Raw genomic sequence first — 26,163 nt, 5'->3', positions numbered from 1 at the left:
CTTTAATTCAAATATATCATTTTACGCAAGCAACGATTTTACATATGGTGTTTGTAAGCGCAGTAAACATTGCGCATCTAACAAACATGACTTTATAGGACACTAACAATGGCGAATTATTTCAATACCTTACCTTTACGCGAGCAATTAGCGCAATTAGCGCAATGTGAATTTATGGACGCAGGCGAATTTGCCGATGGCGTTGATGCACTTAAAGGTAAAAAACTAGTTATTGTAGGCTGTGGCGCACAAGGTTTAAACCAAGGCTTAAACTTACGTGACTCTGGTTTAGATGTTTCTTACACATTACGCGCATCAGCTATATCTGAGCGTCGCCAATCATTTTTGAACGCATCTGAAAACGGCTTTACTGTTGGCACTTACGAAGAACTAATCCCAACAGCTGATGTAGTACTTAATTTAACACCAGATAAGCAACATACTGCTGTAGTAAGTGCAATTATGCCGCTTATGAAAAAAGGCTCTACACTTGCCTACTCTCATGGCTTTAATATTGTTGAAGAAGGCATGCAAGTACGTGAAGACATTACTGTAATCATGGTTGCGCCTAAGTGTCCTGGTTCTGAAGTACGTGAAGAATACAAACGCGGTTTTGGTGTACCAACTCTAATTGCTGTTCACCCAGAAAATGACCCTCAAGGTCATGGTTTAGCACAAGCTAAAGCGTATGCAGCAGGGACTGGCGGACACCGTGCTGGTGTACTTAAATCATCATTTATTGCTGAAGTTAAGTCAGACCTAATGGGCGAGCAAACCATTTTATGTGGCATGTTACAAACTGGCTCTATTTTATGTTTTGATAAAATGATAGAAAAAGGCGTTGATGCGGGTTATGCATCAAAGCTAATTCAATACGGCTGGGAAGTAATTACCGAAGCACTTAAGTACGGCGGCGTTACAAACATGCTTGACCGCCTTTCAAACCCTGCAAAAGTAAAAGCGTTCGAACTAAGCGAAGAGCTAAAACTAATTATGCGCCCGCTTTATAATAAGCATCAAGATGACATCATCGACGGCACTTTCTCACGCACTATGATGGAAGACTGGAATAACGATGACGTAAACTTACTTAAATGGCGCGCTGAAACAGCAGAGACTAACTTTGAAAAGACCCCTGCTGGCGATGTGGAAATCTCAGAACAGGAATTTTTTGATAACGGTATTTTAATGGTAGCAATGGTAAAAGCAGGTGTTGAACTTGCTTTTGAAACCATGACAGCAGCCGGTATTATTGAAGAGTCAGCTTACTACGAGTCTTTACATGAAACGCCATTAATTGCTAATACTATTGCACGCAAAAAGCTTTTTGAAATGAACCGTACAATTTCTGACACTGCAGAGTATGGATGTTACCTATATAACCATGCATGTTTGCCATTACTTGCAGGTTTTATGAAAAAAATTGATACAGATGTCATTGGTAAAGGCCTTGGCGAGCACAGTAACCAAGTTGATAACCAAACATTAATTCAAATTAACGCCGCCCTTCGTGAACACCCAGTTGAAAAAGTAGGTGCTAAATTACGTGGCTACATGTCAGCAATGAAAAAGATTGTTTAACCCTAAACGATAAATGTTTCGCTTGTTAGAAACCAAGCCCATATGCTTTGCTTATGGGCTTTTTTATGCATATTCATAAAACTTTAACCATAACACGCTACCTTCTATTCATTTCACAGTAGGCAATATCTAGCTCTAAATAAATAATGTGCTAGTATAGTCCTCTACTCAGTTGTAAAATTAATTAATATCATGACGATACAAAACCTTTCTATTACTCAAAAAATCACAGCTTTAGGCAGTGTTATTGCTATATGCGTAGCGGCACTGATTGGCTTGACCTCTTTATACAGCTCTAAAGACATAATTGAGCAACGTATGATCGAGTCAGAGCTACCTAGTAAACTGCAAACAATCAGTAATCATATAGGCGGTGAAATTAATGAGTTACTTGGTGCTGCTCAGCAACTATCATCAAACGAATTTGTTTTACAGTGGGCTCAGTCTAGTAATCAAGACGACACTTTATTATTAAAAGAATTAAATCGTGTTGCCCAGCAATACGATTTAGCAACAGCATCTTGGGCAAATAGAGACACTGCACAGTACTGGAACCAAAATGGTTTTTTGCGTGTGTTAAAAAACGATACAGCTGATGGCTGGTTTTTTGCGTTCAAACAATCAAAACAACCTTATTCTATCAGTATTTATCAAGAGTCAGCCAATGATGTGAAAATGTTTGTAAATCATCAGCAAGCTAATGGTACTGGTTTAGCAGGTCTTGCAAAAAGCATCACTGATATGCAAAAGCTATTACAGCAATTTAAAATTGAGCAAACAGGTTTTGTATTTATTGCAGATAAAAATGGATTAATTCAACTTCATAAAGATGCCAATAAAGTAGCAAAAGCAAATATTGACGATTTATATACTGCAAATATTCACAGCCAACTATTTAATAGTAATGGCTTTGCACTAGAAGAAATTAGCTTAAATGGCGAACCTACTCTTATAGCTGCAACCCCAATTAAAAACACTGACTTATATGTTGTAGCTCAAGTACCAAAAAGTGAAGTATTCGCAAGTGTAAACACCCTACAATGGCAAATATTTACTTTTACAGTAATTACCGCGTTAGTTGCTAGCTTGATTAGTTACTTACTTGCTCGCTCTCTTTCATCTCCACTTTCTAAAATGGCTGAGTTATTTTCACGCTTAGGCTCTGGCGATGCAAACTTAGCGTACCGCTTACCAGAATCGAGCCAACCAGAGCTCAACAATCTAAGTAATGGCTTTAACCAGTTTATAAATAAAATAGAAACAGCGATTACTCAAGTTGCCAGTGAAAGCCACGATATTCGCCAAAGTTCTGATCATGTATTTGAACAGGCAAAACGAAACTCGCAAGCAATTGATAATCAAAAAGAGCAAACAATATCTGTCGCAGCAGCTATCAACGAAATGGGCGCTACAGTGCAAGAAATAGCACAAAGCGCAGCGAATACAGCTAAGTTAACCGATAACAGCCGTGAGAACACCATTCAAAGCCACAAACAAGTATTACAAAGCCAGGCAACTATCTCAGCCCTAGCTAGCGATATTGATGGCATAACAGAGCAAGTTACTTTGCTTTCTAAAAAAACGGTTGATATAGCAAGTATTGTGGATTCAATTAGAGGGATATCGGATCAGACTAATCTACTTGCTTTAAACGCGGCAATTGAATCTGCTCGCGCAGGTGAGCACGGCCGAGGCTTTGCTGTTGTTGCTGATGAAGTACGCGCTCTGGCAAACCGTACATCGCAATCAACCACCGAAATTCAATCTATGATTGAAGAGCTTACAAGAATATCTGATGATGTAGTTAACGATATTAGCCAATCAAAAGATAAAGCGCAGCAAAGCGTTGGAGCCATGCAAAGCTCAGTAGAATTACTCGATGCGATAGCCGAAACAGCTAATCAAATAAACGATATGGCTACGCTTATTGCAACTGCAACTGAGCAGCAAAGTAATGTGGTTGCTGATGTAGGTCGTAACATAGAGCAAATAAGTGAAATTAGCGATAAAGCAATGAGCGAGCAAATCAATACAGAGCAAGCTATTCGTGACTTGGCAAACAGCGCTCAAACACTCGATGCACTTGTCGCTACCTTTGAAAAACATCGCTAAGCAGCTATAACGGCTATATTTCCTTTGTGAGCAAAAGCTATATTAAAAGCTAGCTTTTGCCCATAGCGAATACGGTTTAATCTAAATAAATTAACTAAATGATTTTAGTGTCGCCGGTATTAAATGCTAAAACGTATGCTTCTTTTTTGGCTCTAGGGAGCTTTTTTAATTGATACTCAAGTTTACTTGCTTCACTTTTATTACCAACTTGTTGTTGATGAATAAGTAAAAGCGGCCCTTTCCCTCTAAGGTTTTTGGCCCCTTTGCCGGCTTGATGAGTTGCAAAGCGTTTTTCAACATTAGTCGTGATCCCTGTGTACCAATGACCAAATCGTGTCTCAACTATATATAAAAACCAAGTAGACTCCGTTTTTAAAATATTCGTTTCGATGTGCTGTAAACTTTTTTCATTATTTATGGTCAAAACATTACCTTAACGCCCTTAACATAAAACAATTGCTTAAAAGGGTTTTACCTTCAGTGACTAATCGGTATCATGCAGATTATAAAAAATAAGGATCACAACTAACAATGCAGTCGTTAAAAACTTTTTCTCTTTGGCTTATCGTTGCTTTAACACTTAGCTCAGCAGCAGGTTGCTCTAGCTGGGTATACCGAATTAACATCCCACAAGGCAACTTTTTAGAGCAATCGGATGTTGAAAAACTTCGTGTAAATATGACTCGAGAGCAAGTTGTTTACGTATTAGGCAGACCTATTGCCGAAGACGCCTTTGATAACAATACTTGGCGTTATATTTACAGCTTCAATAAAGGCCGTAAAAACGAGCAAAATAAAGAGTTAGTAATTAACTTTGAAAATGAAAAGTTAGTTTCAATTTCAGGTGATTATGACCAACCTGAAAACTTTACTACACCGCTCGAGCAATAAATTTCTCAAGTGGTAAAAAAAGGTGAGCATGGCTCACCTTTTTTATTGGTTTATTTAAAAGCTTTTACCATTTTAAACAACGTTAGCGTGTGATTTAATCCGTTAAATTTTCCACGTTTATACCGATTTTCGTTACTTTTCGAGTGGGCGGCCACCCGTTATTTTATTTGCACGCCCTTCTTCTTTAGCTTTTTCTGCACGCTTTCTACGCGCATCTTTAGGGTCTGCAATTAATGGACGATATATTTCTATACGGTCACCGTCTTTTAACTCATAGTTAGCTTTTACAGTTCGATTCCACACACCTAAAGTTAGCGATGTAGCATCTATCTCAGGGCACTTTTGTATAATACCTGACTGAATAACAGCCTGTTCTACTGTAGTCCCTTGTGGCACTTCAATTGATAAACACGTGGCCGTGGTTGGTAACGCAAATACCACCTCAACATTAATCATGCTCTCGCTCCATAAACCTGTTTTGCACGTTGAGTAAATGCACTCACCATATTTTTTGCAACATCGTTAAAAATCTTACCAAAGGCAAGCTCTATTAACTTACTTGAAAATTCAAATTCTAGTTGCAAGTGAACTTTACATGCTTTGGCGTCAAGCTCTTGAAAGTGCCAACGTCCTTTTAACATCTTAAATGGTCCATCAACAAGGCTTAGTAACACTGTTTGCTCATCAACAAAGGTGTTTTCGGTGGTAAACCACTTTTTTATACCCGCCTTGGATATTTCTAAACTCGCGGTCATGTTATTATCATGCTGTGAAACAATTTTTGAGTCTGAGCAATTTGGTAAAAACTGCGAATAAGCTTCTACATCATTAACTAGATCAAACATCTCTTTAGTGCTGTACATAACCAGCGCACTTTTTTCTATTTGTGGCATACTCACTCCCAACTGTGTGGGCGAATTTTAGCAAGCTTTGCGCGTTTCCCCAAATTTTCATGCTGCTTAAATTAAAGCTTAATTTTTAAAAGCATTATTAAAAAATCGATGTAAAACATCTCACATTACGTATATTATAGGGCACTATGGCTAAGAAAAATTCATCAAAATCGACAAGTAATACCATCGCGCTAAACAAAAAAGCGCGACATGAGTATTTTTTACACGATAAGTTTGAAGCAGGTGTTGAACTACAAGGCTGGGAAGTAAAAAGTATCCGAGCAGGTAAGGTAAACATCACCGAAACTTATATTCATCTTAAAAATGGCGAAGCATTTTTGCTTGGCGCGCAAATCCAGCCACTTAATAGTGCATCAACCCATGTAATTTGCGATCCGTTGCGTTATCGTAAGTTACTATTAAGCAGACGCGAACTTGACCGTCTACTCGGTGCAACAGAGCGAGATGGCTATTCATTAATAGCTACAGCTATGTACTGGAAAAAATGTTGGGTGAAACTTGAATTTCATCTAGCAAAAGGTAAAAAGTTGCACGATAAACGTGACGACGGGAAAAATAAAGATTGGTCTCGCGAAAAAGAACGTTTAATGAAACACAAAGTATAAGCACAACGCCTAACTAACAAGTTAGGCGTTTTTTTTATTAAAAAAAACCAACTATTATTTGTTTTATTAATATACAACAAGATTACTATTCATTCAGAATATACATGTAAATAATTTATTACAATTTTATTGTGAATTAATTAATTTAATTATTACTCGCATTTAGGCTGTATTTGTTATTTCCAAAATAAAGCATATGCGCCTATTTCAACCTTCTTCAGCGCATAACATCTGTTTTAAAATCATCCAAAAACACACAAAAAACCATACTAAAATCACATTTCAGTCTAATTGCTAACACTTAATTTACATGATATTAATGTCGTCGCTTGTTATATCAATCCGCTTAAATATGGGATTTATTTAACAATTTAAAAAGGATTGGTATAGAGCAACTAAATTTATAACATATCAACAAGGACTTAAGGATGAAGCAATCAACTGCATTTACACCTAGCTTAATTGCAGGTGCTACAATCGCACTTTCAGCAGGTTTTACAACAACAACTTACGCTGCTGAAGAAGCTAAAAAAGTAGAGCGCATTGAAGTAACTGGCTCACGAATCAAACGTTCAGATATCGAAGGACCTTCTCCGGTTCAATCAATCGCAAGAGCTGATATTGAGAACATGGGTTATGACAACCTACAACAACTCCTCGAAAGAATGCCTGTCGCGGGTAGCGGTACTTTCTCAACACGTGGTAACAACCAAGACTCAACTGCAAATGGGTCTGCTGCTGTTAGTTTACGTGGCTTAGGTGCTGATGCTACGCTCGTACTCATCAATGGCCGTCGTGTATCTATTAGTGCATTTGCCGAAGGTATCACAAACTCATTTGTAGATATTAACAGTATCCCAGTTTCTGCCATTGAGCGAATCGATATACTAAAAGATGGTGCTTCAGCTATCTACGGCTCAGACGCAGTGGCGGGTGTGGTAAACGTTATCTTGAAAAAAGACATTGACGGTGTTGAAGTTAATTTGGGCTACGGTGGTACTGATGGTCCCAATTATGAAGAAACAACAGCAAGTTTAGTATGGGGTACTACTAGCGAGAAAAGTAGCGCGTCAGTTATTATCGATTACTTCAAAAATACATCTCTTTCTTCTGATGAAATGGGCAGCTTAGGTACAGCAAATCAATCACCTTATGGTGGTGAAGATTTTCGCTCATCTCGTGGCTTCCCTGGATATTTTTATGTAGACGGTGTTAAAACAATTGATCCGGCTTGTCCTGCTGAAAATGCAACTTCAAGCGGCAGTTGTTTATTTGATTACGGCCCTTACGGTTATATCGCACCAGCGTCTGAACGCGTGGGTGCTATTTCTCAATTTGAATATAACTTTGATAATGGCATTACGGGCTTTTTAGAAATGGCAGTACAGCACAATACGTCTGTTGCGGCCGGAGCCCCTACTCCACTTGATGAAGATGCAGGCTTAACTGTCCCAGCTAGCCACCCTAACAATCCATTTGGTGAAGACATTCAAATTGGTCGTTACCGTACAGTTGATGCTGGCGCACGCCAATGGGATATTGAATCAGATACTCTTCGCTTTGTTGCAGGGCTTAGAGGTGAGTTTAATGACTGGAGTTGGGAAACCGCTGTACAAAAAGGCCGAAGTAAATCTCTTCAAACAGGTGATAGAACACAAGGTTGGGTGCGTACTGATTTCTTACAACAAGAAATTGATGCAGGAAACTACAATCCATTTGGTGGCACATACAACGACCCTGCTGTAATTGATCGTATTACAACAAGCTTAGTGCGTCGTGGTGAGTCTCACATGACTTCCTTTGATGCAAACATTACAGGCGAAGCATTTAGTTTTGGCGATGATGTAGTAATGATGGCTGCAGGTATTGAGTACCGTGAAGAAGACGTTAATGACATTCCAGATGATCAATTTCAACGTGGTTTAATATTTGGCACAGAGTCTGTATCTGCATCTGCAGATCGTGAACAATACGCAGCCTATGTCGAGTTTTCTATCCCTCTTGCTGATAATTTAGAGCTACAACTTGCTGGCCGTTACGATGACTACAGTGACTTCGGTACAACAACAAACCCTAAAGTAGCTCTTCGCTGGGCGCCTACTGATGAAATCACAGTGCGTGGCTCTTGGGCACAAGGCTTTAGAGCGCCTTCTTTGGCACAAGTTGGTTTAGGTCCATCTCAAGAAAGCCAATTCTTTGTAGATACATACCGATGTGAAGCAACGGGCCTTGATTGTGATGCACTTGATTACAACATTGAATTTGCTGGTAACCCTGACCTTGAAGCTGAAGAATCAGAATCATGGAATGTCGGCTTTATTTGGGCGCCTTCTGCTGAGTTTGGTTTAAGTGTCGATGTGTGGAGCATCACTCAAGATAACAAAATTGATGAGCAAGAGTTTGGTCCAATTTATAACTCTGAGTGTAATAACCAAGATAGTACTGTATGTGTGCGCTTAACACCTACAGGTGGCGATAGCTTAGGAACAATTCAAAAAATTTACAGCACATTTGAAAACGTTTCTTCGCAAGAAGTATCTGGGGTCGATGTTTCAGCTAACTACAATCACTCACTTGATGACTTAGGTTTATTGAAATTTAATTTAGAATGGGCATACCAAGATAAATTTGAAAAAGATGGCCGCGATTACACCGGTGAGTATGGCTATCCAGAGCACCGCTGGATTTTCTCTACAAACTGGGAAATTGGCGAGTTTAATACAAACGTAAACATCAGTTATGTAGGTGAGTTTGAAGATACCCCAGATATTGATTTTGACGGTAATTTAGACTTTGATAGCAATACATCACGTATGGTTGATTCGCAAACATTGGTAGATTTACAAACATCTTATCGTGTTACTGACTCAACTAAAGTATCGCTAGGTGTAAATAACTTATTTGATGAAGAGCCACCATTTGCAATTGGTGATGGCGACGCTGATCTATACGGTTATGCCTCAGGTGTACACAACCCTAGAGGCCGATACTTCTACACTAAAGTTAGTTTCTCGTTTTAACTTTGCGAGCTTATTTTAAAGTGAGCTAACGCTACAAATAAAAAAACCGCCAATTGGCGGTTTTTTTATTTAAAACTAAGGGCTAAATTATAGCTCGCCTTCGTTTTCAGATAAGAACTTAGCAACGCCTTCAGGGCTTGCGTCCATACCTTTTTTACCTTCAGTCCAACCAGCAGGACATACTTCACCGTGCTCAGTGTGGAACGCTAGCGCGTCAACCATGCGAAGCATTTCGTCGATGTTACGACCTAGTGGTAAATCGTTCACTACTTGGTGACGTACGTTACCTTCTTCATCAATTAAGAAAGAACCACGGAACGCAACACCCGCTTCTGGATGCTCAACGTCGTATGCTTTACAAATTTCGTGTTTAACGTCTGCAACTAGTGCGTATTGAACTTTACCAATACCGCCGTCTGCAACAGCAGTGTTACGCCATGCGTTATGTGAGAATTGTGAATCGATAGAAACACCAATTACTTCTACGCCACGCTTTTGAAACTCTTCAAAACGCTTATCAAATGCAATAAGTTCAGAAGGACATACAAACGTGAAATCTAGTGGGTAAAAGAAGATAACTGCTTTTTTACCTTTAATTGTTTCATGAAGGTTATAGCTATCTACAATTTCACCGTTACCAAGAACAGCTGCAGCGGTAAAGTCTGGTGCCTGGCGGCCTACTAATACACCCATTTTATTCTCCAAATATTTTGAGTTTGTTTTCAATTGCTTTCGCAATGCTGGTACTTATATGGGCGCTAAAAATTAAAAACCAATAGCGCATACATATAATTAATTGGCATTCTAAAGTTATTCACTACAAAAGAACAATCGCATTTAACGATGTGAGCAATCGAAAATAACGAACACTTGCAACTTGCGCTAATATGTTTAAATAATAGGTCTAATTTAAAGTGTAAGTTGCGTTGTAACTAAGTAGAAATTTTAAAAATATCGAAGTGGTTTATGCATTAAACTTTTTAGAATTTCATATACGGTGGCGCTAAATTTTACAGATATAAAAAAACCTGCAAATGCAGGTTTCTCGCTTAGACTTAGTCCATTATATCTGAGGGCATATCACCACGGATTTTTTGCCAAATCTCACCCGTTTGATGACCGTATTTACGCATCATAGAAATAGCACCATCATGCTCTTTCTTTTCTGCCAAAATGGTTAAATCTTTATAAAACTGACGAGCAAGTTCACGAGTTCCAGCATCAGAGAAGTAATGACAACCAATCTTTGAATAAAAGCCTCTAAAGCCGTTAAGTATTAATACATAAATACGGTTATTACCCGCAACGGCTAATTCGTGATGCACTTTATAATCATAGTCAGCAAATGCTTGAGCGGTGTCTTCTAGCTCATGGCTTTGTGATAAAATTTCAATCACGCGTTCAGGATTTAACTTAATTGCAGCACGTGTATAAATAGCACTAATATTAGTACGTGCAGATAAAAGCTGATCTGTCAGCTCTGGCATCTTGTCTTCATCTAAGCGCGCTAATGTTTCAAGAATGTTTAAGCCAGACGTTTCCCAAAAGTTATTTACTTTTGTAGGTTTACCATGCTGAATTGTTAGCCAACCATCACGTGCTAAACGCTGTAATACTTCTCTCAAGGTTGTTCTTGTAACACCAATTAACTCTGAAAGTTCTCGCTCGGCAGGTAAAATTGAACCTGGAGGGAAATCGCCGTTCCAAATGGACTCAACTATATATTCTTCAGCAAATCCTGCTGGGCTTTTCGCTTTAAAAATTCTCATCCAGTTCCCACTCGAATTAATCAACACTCATCGTTTTACACGAATAACTGACTGATTGTACCAGACGAAGCACAACTAACAAGTAAAGTAATATATATTAATAAAGTGATCATACATATCAAAGGTGAGATTGTTGCACAGCGTGAGATTTTTGGCTTGGTAAAAAGATCAGAATTGGCTTTTAATTGAACGCACAGTCCATATATATAAAAATTATAATCACACGTATATCAAGGGCAGCTATGTGTAAATACCTAACGTCAGCTGAGTGCCATAAGCCGACCTTGAGACACATAAAGATTAAGACTGCAAAGATACGAAAGCGGAAGTTAGCTTTGGCCTGTTTAACGACAAATATTCCGACAAAGCAGTCATGACTATTAGTTTATTGTTAAATCTAATCTTTCTTTTCGTTCATCTACTCAATAACCCCACGCTAAACGTGACTTTAGCGTGGGGTTAGAGTTCACAGTCATTTTATCTGGATAGCTCTTTTATTTTTTTCTCTGAAAACCAGCGATATAAAACAGGTAAAACAAATAATGTTAACAGTGTTGCAGTTACCAAGCCGCCAACAATAACACTCGCTAAGGGGCGCTGTATTTCTGCACCAACACCATTAGACATTAACATCGGTATCAAACCTAAAGCTGATGTTATAGCAGTCATAAGTACAGGTCTTAATCTTGAAGTAGCGCCTTCAAAAACGGCTTTAGATGCTTCTAGACCGTCTTTAATACGTTGGTTGATACTTTCTACCATAACGACCCCATTCAATACCGCTACACCAAATAAGGTAATAAAGCCAACGGAGCTTGGTACAGACAAGTATTGTCCAGATAAATATAAGGAGAAAACTCCGCCAATTACAGCAAGCGGCACGTTGACCAATATCAGCATAGCTTGACCAACAGAACCAAAGGCAAAGTAAAGTAGTAGTGCGATTAGTGCTAACGATAAAGGTACAACTATAGCTAACCTATTTTGAGCACGTTTTTGACTTTCGAACTGGCCGCCAATCGAAACAGAATAACCTGAAGGTAAGTCAACCTTTTCAGCAATTACCGTTCTGATATCGGCAACCACGCTTCCCATATCTCGATTTTGTACATTTGCTTGGATAACGACTCTTCGTTGTACATCATCGCGTCTAACTTGTGGTGGGCCTGACTCAAATGAGACTGAGGCTACGTCACCCAGTCGCACCCAAGCACCAGTAGGTGATTGAAGCCGAATATCAGCAATAGCTTCTTTGTTACTTCGGTACTCTTCCTCTATGCGAACGTAAATATCATAACGTTCATTACCATTGATTATTTGTCCGGCTTCAACACCACCAATACCATCACGCACAACCTCCATTATGTCACTCACAGACAATCCAAAGCGCGATAGTTCTTGCCTGTTAGGACTTATCACCAATTGCGCTTCACCAGCAATTTGCTCCAATGCAACATCCCTTGCACCTTCAATGTTTTTAATTGCTGTTTCTATTTCTTGACCTTTAGCCGCCAGTACCTCAAGTTCAGGCCCAAACAACTTTATCGCCAACTGAGCCTTAACACCAGATAGTAGCTCATCGACACGAGTCGCAATAGGTTGAGAAAAGTTGAGTAGCAACCCAGGGAATTCTTCTAAAGATCTCTCCATTTTTCCTTGAAGTTCATATCGATTAGATGCACTGGTCCACTCAGAAACAGGCTTCAACCCTATGTAAATTTCGATGTTATTCACAGGCTCTGGGTCTCCACCTATTTCTGCTCGACCAATTCGGCTTAATGCATAGGTTACTTCAGGGAAAGCCATTAGTTTTTCTTCTAGAATTGGTGCCACAGTGAGCGCGGTATCTAAACTGGAAGAAGGTGCAAGCGTTGCTCTTAAGTTTATCGTCCCTTCTTCTAACTCAGGTACAAATTCAGTACCAATTAATGGAACTAATGCAAAGGCAGAGAAAACTAATATAAGTGCGGCTGAAATGACTAATTTGGTGCGTTTTAGTGCGAATGTAAGCCCTTTTCTGTAGAGTTTGTCTAATGGCCTAAGAACAAAGCTTTCCCTCTCTTTTACACCTGACTTAAATAAATAAGTAGCTAAAGCGGGTACAACAAACAACGCAACCACAATAGCAGATATAACAGCTAAAATGATGCTTATTGCCATAGGTTGAAATAACTTTGCCTCAACACCTTCAAAGCTAAATAAAGGCGTAAATACGACTAAAATAATAGAAGCTGCAAAAAATACGGGACGAGCCACTTCTTTACCCGCATTTTGAAGACGTAACTTAATACCATGCTCATCTTGTTCTACATCATGTGGATCAGTATCAGCACTAGGCACTCTTTCTTTTACAGTTTTTAAATGGGTAGAGTCTGGTCTATTTAAATGCTTAAACATGTTTTCAACCATCACGACTGAACCATCAACTAGCATACCAATGGCTACGGCAATGCCACCCAATGACATAAGGTTTGCAGAAATGCCCCACCAAGCCATGATCATTAACGCGATACCAATTGAAATTGGAATAGATATTAGGACAAGGAAGGTTGCACGTATATTCATTAAAAATAGTGCTAATACAATACAGATGAAAATAAATGCTAGTAATAGTGCATCAACTACTGTATCAACGGCTTTTTCAATCAAATCAGCCTGATCATAAAATGGTTCAAAGCGAACACCTTTAGGCAATGCTTGATTAATTAATGGGATTCTTGCATTGATACCATCAATGGTGGCTTTAGTATTAGACCCCATGCGTTTTAAGACAATGCCAGAGACAACTTCACCTAAATTTTCGACTTTACCGTCTTCGGTTTTGCGCGTCATTGTGACAGCACCTTGACGAATTTCACTGCCCATTTCAACTTTAGCAATATCCGAAACCGTCACAACTGTCCCATCAACTGTTTTGACGGGAACTTGTTTGATATTACTAATACCAGCGTCACCACTTTCAAACCAACCTGCACCTCTAATAACAAGCTGCTCTTGCCCACGGTTCATATACCATCCGCCAACATTGGCATTGTTGTTATCTAGGGCACCAACAACGTCTTCTTGCGTTAGGTTATAAGAAAGAAGCTTAGATGGATCTACATTTACTTGGTACTGCCTAACAATACCTCCAAAGGAGAGTACATCAGTAACACCATCGACAGGCATAACGAGTAATTTTACTACCCAATCATTGAGACTCCTGAGTGCCATAGCATCATAGCCTGCATCTTTATCTGAAATAAGAAGGTACTGAAATACTTGGCCTAGCCCTGAGGTGTTTGGCCCCATTTCGGGTGTGCCGACACCTTCTGGTATCAGTTCTTTTGCGGCTTGAAGACGCTCAAATACAAGTTGTCTTGCAAAGTAAATGTCGGTGCCTTCTTTGAAAACAACCGTGACGCCAGACAAGCCTGTTTTAGAAATTGAGCGCACTTGTTCTACATCAGGTAAGGCATACATGACCGCTTCAATGGGGTACGTAATGAGTTGTTCAACTTCTTCAGCAGCTAGTCCTGGCGCTTCAGTATTTACAGCAACTTGAACATTAGTAACATCAGGAAAGGCATCTAAATTTAGTTTTGGTATAACCATAATTGCGCCGACAATTGTGGCAAACAGCGCAATCAAAATCAGGAGTCTATTATTAACAGACCAATCTATTATTTTATTAAACATAGTCTTGCTCCTTAGTGGTTATGCGGATCAAATCCGCCTTTAGCGATTTCAGAAGCAACAAAAAATGCGCCTTTGGTTACAATTCGCGTCCCACTATCAAGGCCAATGATTTCCCTAAAATCACCTAAGGCTCGGCCTAGTTCTACTTCTACAGCTTTAAATTCTCCAGGGTGGTCTTCGACAAATACGGTCCAATCACCATCTGCGCTGCGGATCAATGCTTCTTCTGGCACAGCCATCACTTTCTGCTTTGTGGCAAACTGAAAGTAAACTTTTACAAACATACCTGAATGAAGGTTATCATCAGCATTCTGTACCCCCAATCTAATAATTCTTGTACGAGTTACGGGATCAATTGTATGGGCTTCTTGGATAACTTTGGCATTGTAACTCTGGCCTTCTAATTTAAGTACCGCAGGAGAATCAATTGATAAATTTAGCTTTTTATTTGGAGAAACTTTTGCTTCAACCCATAGTTGTTTTTCATCAGCTAACAACATGACTGAATCCCCAGCATCAACACGTTGCCCTTGGATAAAGTCGTCTTGAAGCACGACACCTTCACGGTGCGCCGTTAATGCATATTGCCCAAATGCTTTAATGTCTTTGTTAGAAATACCATTTATTGCTTTTTCAGTTAACCCTAAAGCAATGAGCTTGCCATAGCTCGCATTGTATGTTGTTTCAGCTTGTAATAATCGACTTTCACTCACCGTCTTATTACCCAGCTTTTTTACACGTTGCCATTCGGTTGAAGCGATTAAATAGTCAGCTTGTGCTTGTGCCATTGCTTCACTAAATAATGTAACTAACTTCTGACCTATTTCTACATACTCGCCAAGCGCTGCATGGCGACTGATAATGACTGACTCTGTACGTGGTGATACCACATAACTTTTATAGCCATTAGCTTTTATTTCGCCAGGTGCATATACGGAGCTAAATTGATATTCAGGCTTAACACTTTCCACTTTAATTTTAGCAAGCGACATCTTCTTTGGATCAATAGTGATACCTTCTTCATGTTCTTCTTCTCCCTCTTTATTACCACCTTCATGGCCGTGCTCGTCATGGTCACCTTTATCTTCTTCATGTCCCTTTTCGTGTTCATGCTCATCTTGATGTTCTTTTTCTTCTTGTTTCGAAACGTTTGTGACAGAACCAGTTCCATCTGACGACTGTGCAAAAGCATCATGATTTGTAGTAAACCCAACTAACAGGCTGCTAATTACTACGGCTAAAAATTTTTTACTAATTACTGTATTCATTTTTGTAACCTATATTTTTAATAAATTTAAGATTTCGTTTTTCGCTACTGAAAAAACAAAGCGCTCAAATCTCAAATTTGGATAACTGACCCATACTTAAAATGAAGGATATTTCTGCAAGCTTGAATTGATTTTCCAAACGTATTCCTGCATGAAGCCCTTCCGCACGTTGATTTAATGCAAGTAAGTAGTCAGAAGTATTAATATCACCAGCTTGCCAGCGCTTATTTAATAAGTTTTCGCTGCTATCTAATCTGCCTTTTGTCAGTTTTTGCCATTGCTCATAATATTTTCTACTGACATTAAGCGATTCATAATTAGCTTTTGCTTCAAAAGACTGCTTTCGATATACCGACTGAAAATTCGCCTCGGCTGCAATGGCTTCTGAATAAGCGGCTTTAACATTATCTGTATAGTTATTTCTGATGTTTAAAGGCATTGAAAAAGTCACACCAACCAAGTCTTCATCTCCACTTTTCCCTGCGCTAACGCCAATGGTTGGATTAGCTTTAGATTCCATAGTGGTTAGTTGAGCTTTAGATTGTTGTCCCTTCCATTTCGCTCTAGCAAGTTTAACTTTTGGATGTTCCTCAACCCACTGGGAGTTAAATGAGTAGCTTGTTGCTCCAAAAGTAAATGAAAACAAATTGGTAGTATTAGGCGTCCAATCAGGCAATAACTCCTGAACCTTTACCTCTGCATTTTTCAAAGCAATTTGAGACTCAGATATTTCACTAAAAATTTGCGACAAGTTTAAATAGACTAGCTCAGCGTCAAGTGGCTCTAGAAGTCCAGCTTTTCGTTTGTCTTCAACAATTCCAACGAGCGTTTGCAATTGCTCTTCTCTTTCTGAAAGTAACTGAGCAGCTTTTTTTGCTGCTTGCCAATTAACTAATGCAGTTAAGGCATTAGCCTTTTTAGAATCGAGTAGAGATAACAATTGTTGCTGGTTTGCATAAACATCAATTTCACCAATGGTTTTATTTGTTGATTGCTTATCCCAAAAATCTATCGTTTGACTGATACCAATAGAGTAATTATCAAAATCACCTTCTTTTTCATAGCTTGCTTCAAGCTCTGGGTTATATACGGCTTGAGTTAAGCTTTTGGCTCTATGATTACTTGCATTAAGTAACTCTTTAGCCGCAACAACTTCGGGATCTTTATTTATTTGACTATCTAGCCATGAAATACTTTTCTGTTTGCCATAAGTGGCAACTGAAAAACTCACAGCCATGCATAAAGACAGGGTTAAACCTGTATTTTTTAAAAATATATACATAAAACTTCTTAATTTTTTAATTTATAAACACGAACCCTTTATCCTTCTCATGGACAAATAGGTCATTAAAAATCAATCTAATTAAGAAATGGGTGGGCGAAGTATCGCTTCAAGGTAAGTATTTGTTTGATCAATTTGATAAGGCGTTTTATTGATAATGTTTAGTTTGCCCGTGGTATTTGAATTACTGACTAAAATCCAAGATAAGTGGCTGCCACTGCAATGACCGCAGTGATGACAATCTTTTTCATTATGCTGCTCATCACCTACATTATCATTTGAGACATTTCGATCATCTGCATGATCATGTTGAGTTTGAAGGTGCTCTATATCTATTTGGTGATTCTCAGATGTTGAGGATGCTACAGCAGTTAACGATTGTAAAACAATCGAAATAACCAAGAGCATTTTTAGTACAACATTAAGGTTCAAAGTTATCACCAGTTAAATATAGTATTTAAAATACTAGCAGAAACTATTTTCTTAAACTAGCTTTTCAATTCAGTTTCCACGCTTTTACATTAAATAATTTTTTATTTGACTCTATAGCCACTATAGATTTTATACTTATTTTAATATTATTACGGAGTGTTAAATATGTCAGAAAAATGTAGTGGTCAGTGTCAATCATCTTCTACCAATGAAGATGTAAAAATTGATACACAATTAGATAACTATAGTGGCGCGTTTGTCAGTACATTTAAAGTACCTCAAATGGACTGTCCTTCAGAAGAGAGATTGATTAGGTTAGCACTTGACTCAATTGAGCCTTCAGTTGGGTTGCAATTTGATATTCCTAGCCGTTTAGTCAAGGTTTTTCATGATGAAAATTTAGATGAGATAACAAAAAAATTACAACAACTCAATCTCGGTGCAGAGTTGGCATCAACTAAAGAAAGTTGCAGCACCGAAGCTGCAAAAGCAAAAGATCTAGCCCAAAAAAATGAGATGAAAGAAGCATCAACGCTAAAATGGTTGTTAGCCATTAATGGAGTCATGTTTTTTATAGAAGTAATTGCTGGGATTATTGCGCAATCTGCTGGCCTTATTGCCGACTCATTAGATATGTTTGCTGATGCTGCTGTTTATGGTTTAGCTATATATGCTGTCGGTAAAAGCATAAGCATGAAACTTAGAGCGGCACATATATCTGGTGTACTTCAAATTATTCTAGCGCTAGGTGCTTTGAGTGAAGTCGTAAGACGCTTTATTTACGGTAGTGAACCTATCTCTTCTTTAATGATGATATTTGGTGGAATAGCACTAATCGCTAACATTGCTTGTCTGTTTTTAATATTTGGCAACAAAGAAGACGGCGCTCATATGAAAGCGAGTTGGATTTTTTCCGCAAATGACGTAATCGCAAACGTAGGTGTAATCTTAGCTGGCTTATTAGTTACAGTAACTAGCAGCCGTTATCCAGATTTAGTGATTGGTTTGATTATTGCTGTTGTCGTTTTAAACGGTGCTCGCCGCATCTTACAGCTAAAGTCTTAAGTAGAAAGTAGTTAAAAGAATGCACCCGTCATATTTTAAACCATATATATCATACGTGATAATGATTTTAATCGCGGTGCAGTCTGTGTTTTTTTCGCAAGAAGAGATTGAAGGAAACTTAATTGAAAGTTCTTTTAATATATCACTAACTGAGTCTATTACCCCGCTAAAAGCTCCTGAAAGCTCTAATTTATTTGAGGAGGGTAATAGCCAAACTTTAATTGATAATTGTAATTTTTGTTGCTGCTGTCAGTTATTTTTAAATACAGATTCTTCTTGTAATATTTTACAAGCAATAGAATATTTCCCTACCTACGCCTTAGTTTCCCCTGAGCTAAAAGGCTATATCTCGGTGCCATTCCGCCCACCTAAATACGCCTAAATTTTATAGAAAATTAAGAAAGGTCAAATGTTAATGACCTAAATATCACATATAAATTTATAGGAAAGTATACATGGCACTTAATACCTGTGTGCATCGCAAGATAGCAATTTTAAGGTGTGTAACACCTCGGCTTAAATATATCGCGTTTCTCGCTTTGTCACTTTTTACATTTAATGTTTATGCCTTTGAGAAGCAGTTAAACCTTCAAGAGGCAATTCAGTGGACGCTTAAACAAAATCCAGAACTTAAAATATTTGATTTCAAGCAAACGGCATTAATTGGACGAGAACAAATCGCAAGTTTAAATCCTGCTTATGAACTAGAGCTTGAAGCTGAGAACTTTGCAGGCTCAGGTGAATTTAATACATTCGACAGTGCTGAATTAACAGTCGCTCTATCTTCGGTTATCGAAATGGGAGATAAACGCTCAGCGCGGATTGGAATTGTTTCAAAATCAAGAACACTACTCACTGCTGAAAAAGAAGTCTCTGCGCTTAATTTAATGGCTCAAGTCACTGAGAAGTACGTGGAAGTACTTGCAGCCCAACAAAGAGTTATATTGGCAGAAAATGCTTTGAGCTTAGCACAAGAAACCTTAGAGATTGTATCTCAGCGTAACCGCGCAGGTGCTACTCCTGAGGCTGAAGTGAAACGCTCAAAAGCAGTTATTGCTCAGGCTAACCTCACCCTTCAATCTGAACAAAAGCGCTTGGAATATCTAAAGCTTTCTTTATCAGCTTACTGGGGAGAAACATCAGTGTCATTCTCTAGAGTAACTGGAGATCTGTTTCAGTTTGGCAATGATAGTGATTTTAGTAGTCTCTTTGCGAAATTAGAGAAAAACCCTGCTATTCAAGTTTATGCAAGTGAGCAGCGACTAAAAGAGGCCGAGTTACAGTTGGCTAAAACAGAGTCAACGGCCAATATCAAATGGTCTGTTGGTGTTAGGCGCTCTCAAGAAGCCAATGATACGGCACTGGTCGCTGGCTTTAGCTTACCTTTGTTTGCTGAAAAGCGAAATTCTGGCGCAATCGCTAGTGCGCTAGCAGAGCGTGACCAAGTTGCCATAGAGAAAGAGGCGACTAAGTTAAGATTTAGAAATCACTTACTACGAGCATACTCCAATAGAAAACAAGCCATATTAACAGCTAATTCATTAAAGCAGTCGGTTATCCCAATGCTTGAAGATGCACTGGAAGATACTCAAGACGCCTATCAAAAAGGTCGATATGGATATCTTGATTATGTATCGGCTAGACAAGAGCTGTTAAATGCTCGGCGAACCCTTATTGACGCGGCATCTGCTGCCCTAATTTATGGCGCAGAGATAGAAAAACTAACAAACGAAGCGCTGTCACTCTAAATAAACATCACTTTAAGTTTAATAACAATTTATTGATTCAGTGATTAACTGAATCGTTTAGGAATTCAAAATGAAAAACTATTTACTCGCACTATTGATTTTTATTGGGTATCTATCACCCATTCAAAGTGTTTTCGCTAGTGAAGATGAACATGAAGGCGAAGAAGGCATAAGCAAAATCGACAATAACATGGCAAAAAAGGTTGGTGTTGAAACAGCCTATTTAGCTTCAAAAACGTTGAACCAAACTATCCCTGTATACGGCTCTACGACGATAGGCGCTGAACAATTATTTCAAGTTAGCGCTAGATATAACGGCGTTATAAAGACAATAAACTTCACTGTTGGTGATACGGTAAAAAAAGGCGATCTATTAGCCGTTATTGAATCTAATGAGAGCTTAAATACTTATAAAATAACATCGCCTGTTTCTGGGACTGTTTTACAGCGAAATGGAAATATTGGCGGTATCACGCAAAACACTAGCTTGTTTGAAATCGTCAAATTTGACACCTTGTGGGCTGAATTTAAGGTGTTTACCAGCCAATATAATCAAATCAAAGTCGGTCAGCATGTTGATATTGAGCAAGGTGAACACGCATTCAGTTCAGTCATCACTAATATTATTCCAGCTAAAGATCAGCCTTATGTTTTAGCACGGGTACGATTAAACAACACTGAGTTAAAGCTAACGTCAGGTCAATTATTAAAAGGCAACGTAAAGATAAACCAATTTGAGGTGGATTTAGCGGTCGAGAAAGTTGCCATACAAGAGCTAGGTGGACAATTAGGTGTCTTTGTAAAAGAAAATGAAGAGTACGAGTTTGCACCACTTGTCCTTGGTCGTTCAGACAAAAACTATATCGAGGTCATTGATGGCCTCAGTAAAGACGCTGAATATGTAAACAAAAACAGTTATCTGATTAAAGCAGATATCTTGAAATCTGAAGTAGAAGACGACGATTAGGAGACGCAATATGATTGAATCAATTTTGCGTCTTGCAATAAATAGGCGCTATTTAGTATTAAGCTTGCTGATGGTAATCATCGGCGTTGGTATGTGGAGTTATCAAAAACTTCCCATTGATGCTGTTCCAGATATAACAAACGTACAGGTACAAATAAATACCTCTGCCCCCGGTTATTCACCTTTAGAAGCGGAGCAAAGGGTAACTTTTCCAGTAGAAAACGCATTAGCTGGACTACCAAAGCTGTCTCACACCCGCTCTCTTTCAAGATATGGTTTATCCCAGGTGACCGTTATCTTTGAAGAGGGAACCGATATTTATTTCGCACGCAACTTAATCAATGCAAGATTAGCTGCGATAAAAGGCGTTATTCCCTCTGGCTTAGAGCCAGAGATGGGTCCTATTTCCACAGGGCTTGGTGAAATATTTATGTATACCGTACAAGCTTCTCCTGACGCTAAAATGCCTAATGGAGAGCCTTATACCGCTATTGCCTTAAGAGAAATACAAGACTGGATCATTAAACCGCAATTGGCTCAAGTTAAAGGCGTCATTGAGGTCAACAGCATCGGCGGCTATAACAAGCAGTATCATATAACGCCGAAACCCGAAAAATTACTTTTTCATCAGGTAAGCTTTGAAGACGTTTCTGATGCATTACGTAAAAATAATGATAACCGTGGCGCGGGTTATATTGAGCAAAACGGACAACAAGTGTTAGTGCGCTCCATCGGGCAACTTGCGACAATGGATGAAATCCTCAATGTCATCATCAAAAAGAACGATGGTATTCCTGTAAAAATAAGTGATGTTGCCAATGTTGCTATAGGCAAAGAACTTAGAACAGGGGCTGCTACTCGTAATGGCATTGAGACAGTGCTTGGTACAACCATGATGCTGATTGGTGAGAATTCTCGCACCGTTGCTTTAGAAGTGGAACATAAGCTCAGCGAAATACAAAAATCTCTGCCAAAGGGCATTACCGCAGAGCCTGTTTACGACAGAACAACGTTAGTAGATAAAGCGATTGCAACCGTTACCAAAAACCTCGTTGAAGGTGCGCTTTTAGTTATTGTTGTGTTATTTATTCTACTTGGAAATTTACGTGCAGCTCTCATTACCGCTGCTGTTATCCCTATTTCCATGTTAATGACAATCACAGGTATGGTGCAAGCAGGAGTATCTGCCAATTTAATGAGTCTCGGCGCATTGGACTTTGGCTTGATAGTGGACGGGGCTGTAATCATCGTTGAAAACTCTGTCCGTAGGTTAGCACAGGCCCAACACAACGGTCATAGGCAAGACTTAAGAGAACGCCTAAATACCGTTTTTGAAGCCACTTCAGAAGTGATACGTCCAAGCTTGTTTGGTGTGGCAATTATCACTGTTGTTTACATCCCCATTTTCACGCTAACTGGCGTTGAAGGGAAAATGTTCCACCCTATGGCGGCAACTGTCGTTATGGCGTTAATTTCCGCAATGATCCTTTCAGTTACACTGGTTCCTGCTGCTGTAGCTGTGTTTATGAAAGGTAAAATCAGCGAAAAAGAAAGTGTAGTTATTCGTTCAACCAAGTCTATTTATGAACCATTGTTAAAAATGGCGATGAAATTTCGTTGGATTATTGTTTCATTCTCAACGCTGTTAATGGGGTATAGCCTTTGGTTAGCAACTACGCTTGGGACAGAATTTGTTCCTCAATTAAATGAAGGTGATATTGCACTACAGGCATTAAGAATTCCATCGACTGGCCTAGAGCAATCAGTAGAAATGCAAGAAGTACTTGAGCAACGTATTAAAGCGTTTCCTGAAGTTGATAAAGTATTCTCGCGCATTGGCACACCAGAAGTAGCAACCGACCCAATGCCACCGAGTATTGCTGATATCTTTGTTATTTTAAAACCACGTAAAGAATGGGCCGAACCTTCAAAACCAAAAAGTGAATTAGTTGAAGAAATGGAAAAAGTACTGAAAAACATTCCAGGCAACAACTATGAATTCACTCAGCCTATTCAAATGCGTTTCAATGAATTGATTTCTGGCGTTAGAGCTGATGTCGGCATCAAAATATTTGGTGATGATTTGGATCGGTTATTACTTACCGCAAAAGATATTCTAAATATTGTGAAAACCGTGGATGGTGCCGCTGATGCTCGAATAGAACAGGTCACAGGTGTTCCATCTTTATCAGTAATTCCTAAACGAGAAGCGCTTGGTAGGTATGGATTGAACGTTACCGAATTGCAAGACTGGGTTGCCACTGCGATTGGCGGTGAATCTGCGGGGATCATTTATGAAGGTGACAGACGGTTTGAGTTAGTTGTTCGCCTACCAGAGCAAATAAGAACGGATATCGATAGCTTGAAGCATCTGCCGCTTCCACTTGAGAATGGTAACTATGTGCCAATTGAAGAAGTTGCAGAGCTTAAATCAGAGTCTTTACCCGCGCAGATTAGCCGAGAGAACGGAAAAAGAAGAGTTGTGGTTACCGTCAATGTTCGTGGTAGAGATTTAGGCGGTTTTGTAAAAGAAGTTAAAGCTAAAATTAATCAGGAAGGAGAAATTCCAGCAGGATACTGGCTTGATTATGGTGGAACGTTTGAACAACTAGAATCAGCAAGTAAGCGATTAAGCCTAGTTGTACCGATAACATTGGTTGTTATCCTAGGTATTTTGATTATAGCATTTGGTTCATTAAAAGATGCATTAATCATTTTCAGTGGCGTGCCTTTAGCATTAACAGGGGGCGTATTTTCACTTTATTTAAGAGACATGCCCTTATCAATTTCGGCAGGTGTCGGCTTCATTGCATTGTCAGGTGTCGCAGTATTAAATGGCTTGGTTATGTTGGCTTTTATTCGAGATCTTTGGCATGAAAAAGGCGACCTATACGTAGCGATCATTGAAGGTGCCATCATTCGTTTAAGACCTATTTTAATGACGGCACTGGTCGCAAGTTTAGGTTTTATTCCAATGGCGTTAAACACTGGAATTGGTGCAGAAGTACAACGACCACTAGCAACAGTTGTTATCGGCGGTATTGTATCTTCTACCATTTTAACTTTGTTTGTATTGCCTATTTTATATCAATGGGCGCATGGCGCTGAGAGTAACAAACAGCAATCCGACGAAATCTAAAAGCAAAAAAGCAGCTTAATTACTAAGTTATGCCTAATTAAGCTGCTTTTTATATTGTATGCTCCAAAATTTTATTGATAAAACTTACTCTGCTTCATCCCTACAATTTTCATTTAAAAACTCAAACTCTATCGTCGTATGCGATAAATGATAGGAAGATAATTTAGCTGCAACCTCTTGTTTAAGCTTAATTAATTCTTTAACGTCAAAGTTGTCACTCAGCTCAAGGTGCGCTGTTAAAACGTGACTTTCACCATCCAGTGACCAAAAATGCATATGGTGTATACCATTTACTTCAGGAAATTCAATTAATGACTGCTTAATACGCTCTTGGGTCTCTTTATCGGGTGCAGCTTGAAGAAAAAGCACCAATGTTGATTTAAGATTTTTGAAAACGTTAAATAAGATAAACAGCGTAAACCCTATTGATAATAGAGGATCTAATATCGGCAGTTCAACGAACAACAATACAATAGAGACTATAAGAACGGCAACCCAACCGAGTACATCTTCAAGTAGGTGCCATGTCAGCACTTTTTCATTTAGTGTTTCACCCGCTTTTAATTTGAATACCGCATAACCATTTACGGCAACACCGAGTATGGCTAGCCCTAACATCCCCTCAACTACAGGCATTTCAGGATTGGACAGCTTAGGTATTGCTTCAAATAAAACCCAAATAGAGCCGATAATCAAAACAATACTATTTACCAATGCACCAAAAAGTGTAAGTCGGCGATAACCATAGCTGAATTTGTCTGATGCTTCTTTATCTGAAAAACGACTTAAAATCCACGCAAAACCTATTGAAAGACTATCACCAAGATCGTGAACGGCATCCGCCATTATCGCCGTACTGTTTGTGAGCCAACCACCTATAAATTCGATAATGGTAAATATCACATTAAGGAAAAATGCCCAACCAATCCGGTCGTCTTTACCATGCTGATGACTGTGACTATGGTTGTGCATTTTGTACCTCCAGTACTTTTTTATTTCTTATTTTTGATACATTCATATTAATCAAATGTCGGATCACTCGTTGATACAACCAACGTTTTACACCTGATAGATTAGTACCTTTTTCGAGATAGAACTTATCTGGTGAATCATAAAGCCCAAAGTCGTCATGAATACCTTCTTTTTGAATATAGGTATCCTCTCCACGCCAATCCGTACCGGGTGAAGATAAGCACTTTGTTGCAACACCATAACCACAAAACTCATCTTTTGCTTGGCTAAATTTCTGCTGTAGTGAGCTTAAGTATTGCTCATCCAATATAAAGCCCTCTAAGTTTATCCAACGCCCTTCAAAGTAAACTTCTACCCAACTATGAATGATGTATTTAGGTGCTAACCAAAATACAAGCTTAGGATAGCACCTTTTTATAGTTGCTGATCAATGGTAAAACCTTGGAAACGACACTGGATACCTAGTCCACGCAATAGTGCCATTAACAGATTACCCTTAGTATTACATTGTCCATAACCATCTGCTAGCACATCGCTTGCTGAAATATCATCACTCTTGTTATAGCCAAACATTATTTCATCTTTTACAAACTGATAAGCGGCACCAATTTTGTTGAAATTATCCAAATTTTTCCACCCTCGTTGATCGATCAGGGATTGGATATCTTTGTGTTCAAAATTAACGATATTCGTATTGTTTAAATATTTCTCAGTCATTTT

At 38.8% G+C, this 26,163-nt stretch carries 20 protein-coding genes and 1 pseudogene; 10 read left to right on the top strand and 11 right to left on the bottom strand.

Annotated features, from left to right (window positions below):
• The first annotated feature begins 108 nt into the window (after positions 1-108).
• Both ilvC and AC5NT5_RS05175 read left to right on the top strand, forming a co-directional pair.
• The gene (gene ilvC / locus AC5NT5_RS05180) at positions 109-1,581 is read left to right on the top strand and encodes a ketol-acid reductoisomerase (RefSeq protein WP_494513477.1); all 1,473 of its coding nucleotides are present in this window, start codon (positions 109-111) and stop codon (positions 1,579-1,581) included.
• A 192-nt stretch (positions 1,582-1,773) separates the two neighbouring features.
• Positions 1,774-3,693, top strand: a complete 1,920-nt coding sequence (locus tag AC5NT5_RS05175) for a methyl-accepting chemotaxis protein (RefSeq protein WP_182737838.1) — start codon at positions 1,774-1,776, stop codon at positions 3,691-3,693.
• Positions 3,694-3,787: 94 nt separating this feature from the next.
• Here the strand turns inward: AC5NT5_RS05175 and AC5NT5_RS05170 are convergent, their stop codons facing one another.
• Positions 3,788-4,117, bottom strand: a complete 330-nt coding sequence (locus AC5NT5_RS05170) for a GIY-YIG nuclease family protein (RefSeq protein ID WP_024594786.1) — start codon at positions 4,115-4,117, stop codon at positions 3,788-3,790.
• Between the two features lie 107 nt (positions 4,118-4,224).
• Here AC5NT5_RS05170 and AC5NT5_RS05165 point away from each other — a divergent pair, with 107 nt between their 5' ends.
• Entirely contained in the window at positions 4,225-4,584 is a 360-nt protein-coding gene (locus AC5NT5_RS05165; protein WP_004335706.1) for an outer membrane protein assembly factor BamE, read from the top strand.
• A gap of 132 nt (positions 4,585-4,716) precedes the next feature.
• Here AC5NT5_RS05165 and AC5NT5_RS05160 read toward each other — a convergent pair whose 3' ends face one another.
• Positions 4,717-5,040, bottom strand: a complete 324-nt coding sequence (locus AC5NT5_RS05160; protein WP_004335703.1) for an RnfH family protein — start codon at positions 5,038-5,040, stop codon at positions 4,717-4,719.
• The gene (locus tag AC5NT5_RS05155; RefSeq protein WP_182715998.1) at positions 5,037-5,477 is read right to left on the bottom strand and encodes a type II toxin-antitoxin system RatA family toxin; all 441 of its coding nucleotides are present in this window, start codon (positions 5,475-5,477) and stop codon (positions 5,037-5,039) included. Before AC5NT5_RS05155 ends, AC5NT5_RS05160 begins: the two co-directional genes overlap by 4 nt.
• 146 nt (positions 5,478-5,623) lie before the next feature.
• On the opposite strand from AC5NT5_RS05155, the gene smpB reads away from it, so the two are divergent.
• Positions 5,624-6,103, top strand: a complete 480-nt coding sequence (gene smpB / locus AC5NT5_RS05150; RefSeq protein WP_004335699.1) for an SsrA-binding protein SmpB — start codon at positions 5,624-5,626, stop codon at positions 6,101-6,103.
• Between the two features lie 428 nt (positions 6,104-6,531).
• Positions 6,532-9,123 (top strand): TonB-dependent receptor, encoded by a 2,592-nt coding sequence (locus tag AC5NT5_RS05145; protein WP_165723513.1) that lies wholly within the window; start codon positions 6,532-6,534, stop codon positions 9,121-9,123.
• 87 nt (positions 9,124-9,210) lie between these two features.
• Here AC5NT5_RS05145 and AC5NT5_RS05140 read toward each other — a convergent pair whose 3' ends face one another.
• The 6 genes from AC5NT5_RS05140 to AC5NT5_RS05115 form a co-directional block, all read right to left on the bottom strand.
• Positions 9,211-9,816, bottom strand: a complete 606-nt coding sequence (locus AC5NT5_RS05140) for a peroxiredoxin (RefSeq protein WP_007378637.1) — start codon at positions 9,814-9,816, stop codon at positions 9,211-9,213.
• 362 nt (positions 9,817-10,178) lie between these two features.
• Positions 10,179-10,892 carry a fatty acid metabolism transcriptional regulator FadR gene (gene fadR, locus AC5NT5_RS05135; RefSeq protein WP_024606190.1) on the bottom strand — a complete coding sequence of 238 codons (714 nt, stop codon included), beginning with the start codon at positions 10,890-10,892 and terminating at the stop codon, positions 10,179-10,181.
• Positions 10,893-11,369: 477 nt separating this feature from the next.
• Positions 11,370-14,570 (bottom strand): efflux RND transporter permease subunit, encoded by a 3,201-nt coding sequence (locus AC5NT5_RS05130; protein WP_004588883.1) that lies wholly within the window; start codon positions 14,568-14,570, stop codon positions 11,370-11,372.
• An 11-nt stretch (positions 14,571-14,581) separates the two neighbouring features.
• Entirely contained in the window at positions 14,582-15,838 is a 1,257-nt protein-coding gene (locus AC5NT5_RS05125; RefSeq protein ID WP_010388432.1) for an efflux RND transporter periplasmic adaptor subunit, read from the bottom strand.
• Positions 15,839-15,902: 64 nt separating this feature from the next.
• A complete protein-coding gene (locus tag AC5NT5_RS05120) occupies positions 15,903-17,120 on the bottom strand; it encodes a TolC family protein (RefSeq protein WP_010388430.1) in 1,218 nt (405 codons plus the stop codon).
• Positions 17,121-17,201: 81 nt separating this feature from the next.
• The gene (locus AC5NT5_RS05115) at positions 17,202-17,561 is read right to left on the bottom strand and encodes a hypothetical protein (RefSeq protein WP_227006932.1); all 360 of its coding nucleotides are present in this window, start codon (positions 17,559-17,561) and stop codon (positions 17,202-17,204) included.
• A gap of 156 nt (positions 17,562-17,717) precedes the next feature.
• On the opposite strand from AC5NT5_RS05115, the gene AC5NT5_RS05110 reads away from it, so the two are divergent.
• From AC5NT5_RS05110 to AC5NT5_RS05090, 5 genes are all read left to right on the top strand, one after another.
• Positions 17,718-18,617 carry a cation efflux transmembrane domain-containing protein gene (locus AC5NT5_RS05110; RefSeq protein ID WP_002962256.1) on the top strand — a complete coding sequence of 300 codons (900 nt, stop codon included), beginning with the start codon at positions 17,718-17,720 and terminating at the stop codon, positions 18,615-18,617.
• Between the two features lie 61 nt (positions 18,618-18,678).
• The gene (locus AC5NT5_RS05105; RefSeq protein WP_024598538.1) at positions 18,679-18,999 is read left to right on the top strand and encodes a hypothetical protein; all 321 of its coding nucleotides are present in this window, start codon (positions 18,679-18,681) and stop codon (positions 18,997-18,999) included.
• A gap of 73 nt (positions 19,000-19,072) precedes the next feature.
• On the top strand, positions 19,073-20,365 hold the full coding sequence (locus tag AC5NT5_RS05100; protein WP_002962255.1) for a TolC family protein: 1,293 nt from the start codon (positions 19,073-19,075) through the stop codon (positions 20,363-20,365).
• A 70-nt stretch (positions 20,366-20,435) separates the two neighbouring features.
• Positions 20,436-21,332: an efflux RND transporter periplasmic adaptor subunit gene (locus AC5NT5_RS05095; protein ID WP_002962254.1), complete on the top strand. Its 897-nt coding sequence runs from the start codon at positions 20,436-20,438 to the stop codon at positions 21,330-21,332.
• 10 nt (positions 21,333-21,342) lie between these two features.
• Positions 21,343-24,471, top strand: a complete 3,129-nt coding sequence (locus tag AC5NT5_RS05090; protein ID WP_002962253.1) for an efflux RND transporter permease subunit — start codon at positions 21,343-21,345, stop codon at positions 24,469-24,471.
• 84 nt (positions 24,472-24,555) lie between these two features.
• On the opposite strand, the gene AC5NT5_RS05085 is transcribed toward AC5NT5_RS05090, so the two are convergent.
• Both AC5NT5_RS05085 and AC5NT5_RS05080 read right to left on the bottom strand, forming a co-directional pair.
• Positions 24,556-25,443 (bottom strand): cation diffusion facilitator family transporter, encoded by an 888-nt coding sequence (locus tag AC5NT5_RS05085; RefSeq protein WP_002962252.1) that lies wholly within the window; start codon positions 25,441-25,443, stop codon positions 24,556-24,558.
• A pseudogene (locus tag AC5NT5_RS05080) lies at positions 25,430-26,160 on the bottom strand (transglutaminase-like domain-containing protein). The gene AC5NT5_RS05085 and the pseudogene AC5NT5_RS05080 overlap by 14 nt, the downstream one beginning before the upstream one ends.
• Positions 26,161-26,163 lie beyond the last annotated feature (3 nt).

The organism is Pseudoalteromonas sp. J2K-J599, from assembly GCF_059295115.2.
Note: the sequence above shows the minus strand (reverse complement) of the source record. Positions and strands in the feature narration are given on the sequence as shown.

What these genes read in the sequence shown, in the direction of transcription:
- ilvC (WP_494513477.1), top strand. Translation starts at nt 109, where the DNA reads ATGGCGAATTATTTCAATACCTTACCTTTACGCGAGCAATTAGCGCAA.
- AC5NT5_RS05175 (WP_182737838.1), top strand. Translation starts at nt 1,774, where the DNA reads ATGACGATACAAAACCTTTCTATTACTCAAAAAATCACAGCTTTAGGC.
- AC5NT5_RS05165 (WP_004335706.1), top strand. Translation starts at nt 4,225, where the DNA reads ATGCAGTCGTTAAAAACTTTTTCTCTTTGGCTTATCGTTGCTTTAACA.
- AC5NT5_RS05160 (WP_004335703.1), bottom strand. Translation starts at nt 5,040, where the DNA reads ATGATTAATGTTGAGGTGGTATTTGCGTTACCAACCACGGCCACGTGT.
- AC5NT5_RS05155 (WP_182715998.1), bottom strand. Translation starts at nt 5,477, where the DNA reads ATGCCACAAATAGAAAAAAGTGCGCTGGTTATGTACAGCACTAAAGAG.
- smpB (WP_004335699.1), top strand. Translation starts at nt 5,624, where the DNA reads ATGGCTAAGAAAAATTCATCAAAATCGACAAGTAATACCATCGCGCTA.
- AC5NT5_RS05145 (WP_165723513.1), top strand. Translation starts at nt 6,532, where the DNA reads ATGAAGCAATCAACTGCATTTACACCTAGCTTAATTGCAGGTGCTACA.
- AC5NT5_RS05140 (WP_007378637.1), bottom strand. Translation starts at nt 9,816, where the DNA reads ATGGGTGTATTAGTAGGCCGCCAGGCACCAGACTTTACCGCTGCAGCT.
- fadR (WP_024606190.1), bottom strand. Translation starts at nt 10,892, where the DNA reads ATGAGAATTTTTAAAGCGAAAAGCCCAGCAGGATTTGCTGAAGAATAT.
- AC5NT5_RS05130 (WP_004588883.1), bottom strand. Translation starts at nt 14,570, where the DNA reads ATGTTTAATAAAATAATAGATTGGTCTGTTAATAATAGACTCCTGATT.
- AC5NT5_RS05125 (WP_010388432.1), bottom strand. Translation starts at nt 15,838, where the DNA reads ATGAATACAGTAATTAGTAAAAAATTTTTAGCCGTAGTAATTAGCAGC.
- AC5NT5_RS05120 (WP_010388430.1), bottom strand. Translation starts at nt 17,120, where the DNA reads ATGTATATATTTTTAAAAAATACAGGTTTAACCCTGTCTTTATGCATG.
- AC5NT5_RS05110 (WP_002962256.1), top strand. Translation starts at nt 17,718, where the DNA reads ATGTCAGAAAAATGTAGTGGTCAGTGTCAATCATCTTCTACCAATGAA.
- AC5NT5_RS05105 (WP_024598538.1), top strand. Translation starts at nt 18,679, where the DNA reads ATGATTTTAATCGCGGTGCAGTCTGTGTTTTTTTCGCAAGAAGAGATT.
- AC5NT5_RS05100 (WP_002962255.1), top strand. Translation starts at nt 19,073, where the DNA reads ATGGCACTTAATACCTGTGTGCATCGCAAGATAGCAATTTTAAGGTGT.
- AC5NT5_RS05095 (WP_002962254.1), top strand. Translation starts at nt 20,436, where the DNA reads ATGAAAAACTATTTACTCGCACTATTGATTTTTATTGGGTATCTATCA.
- AC5NT5_RS05090 (WP_002962253.1), top strand. Translation starts at nt 21,343, where the DNA reads ATGATTGAATCAATTTTGCGTCTTGCAATAAATAGGCGCTATTTAGTA.
- AC5NT5_RS05085 (WP_002962252.1), bottom strand. Translation starts at nt 25,443, where the DNA reads ATGCACAACCATAGTCACAGTCATCAGCATGGTAAAGACGACCGGATT.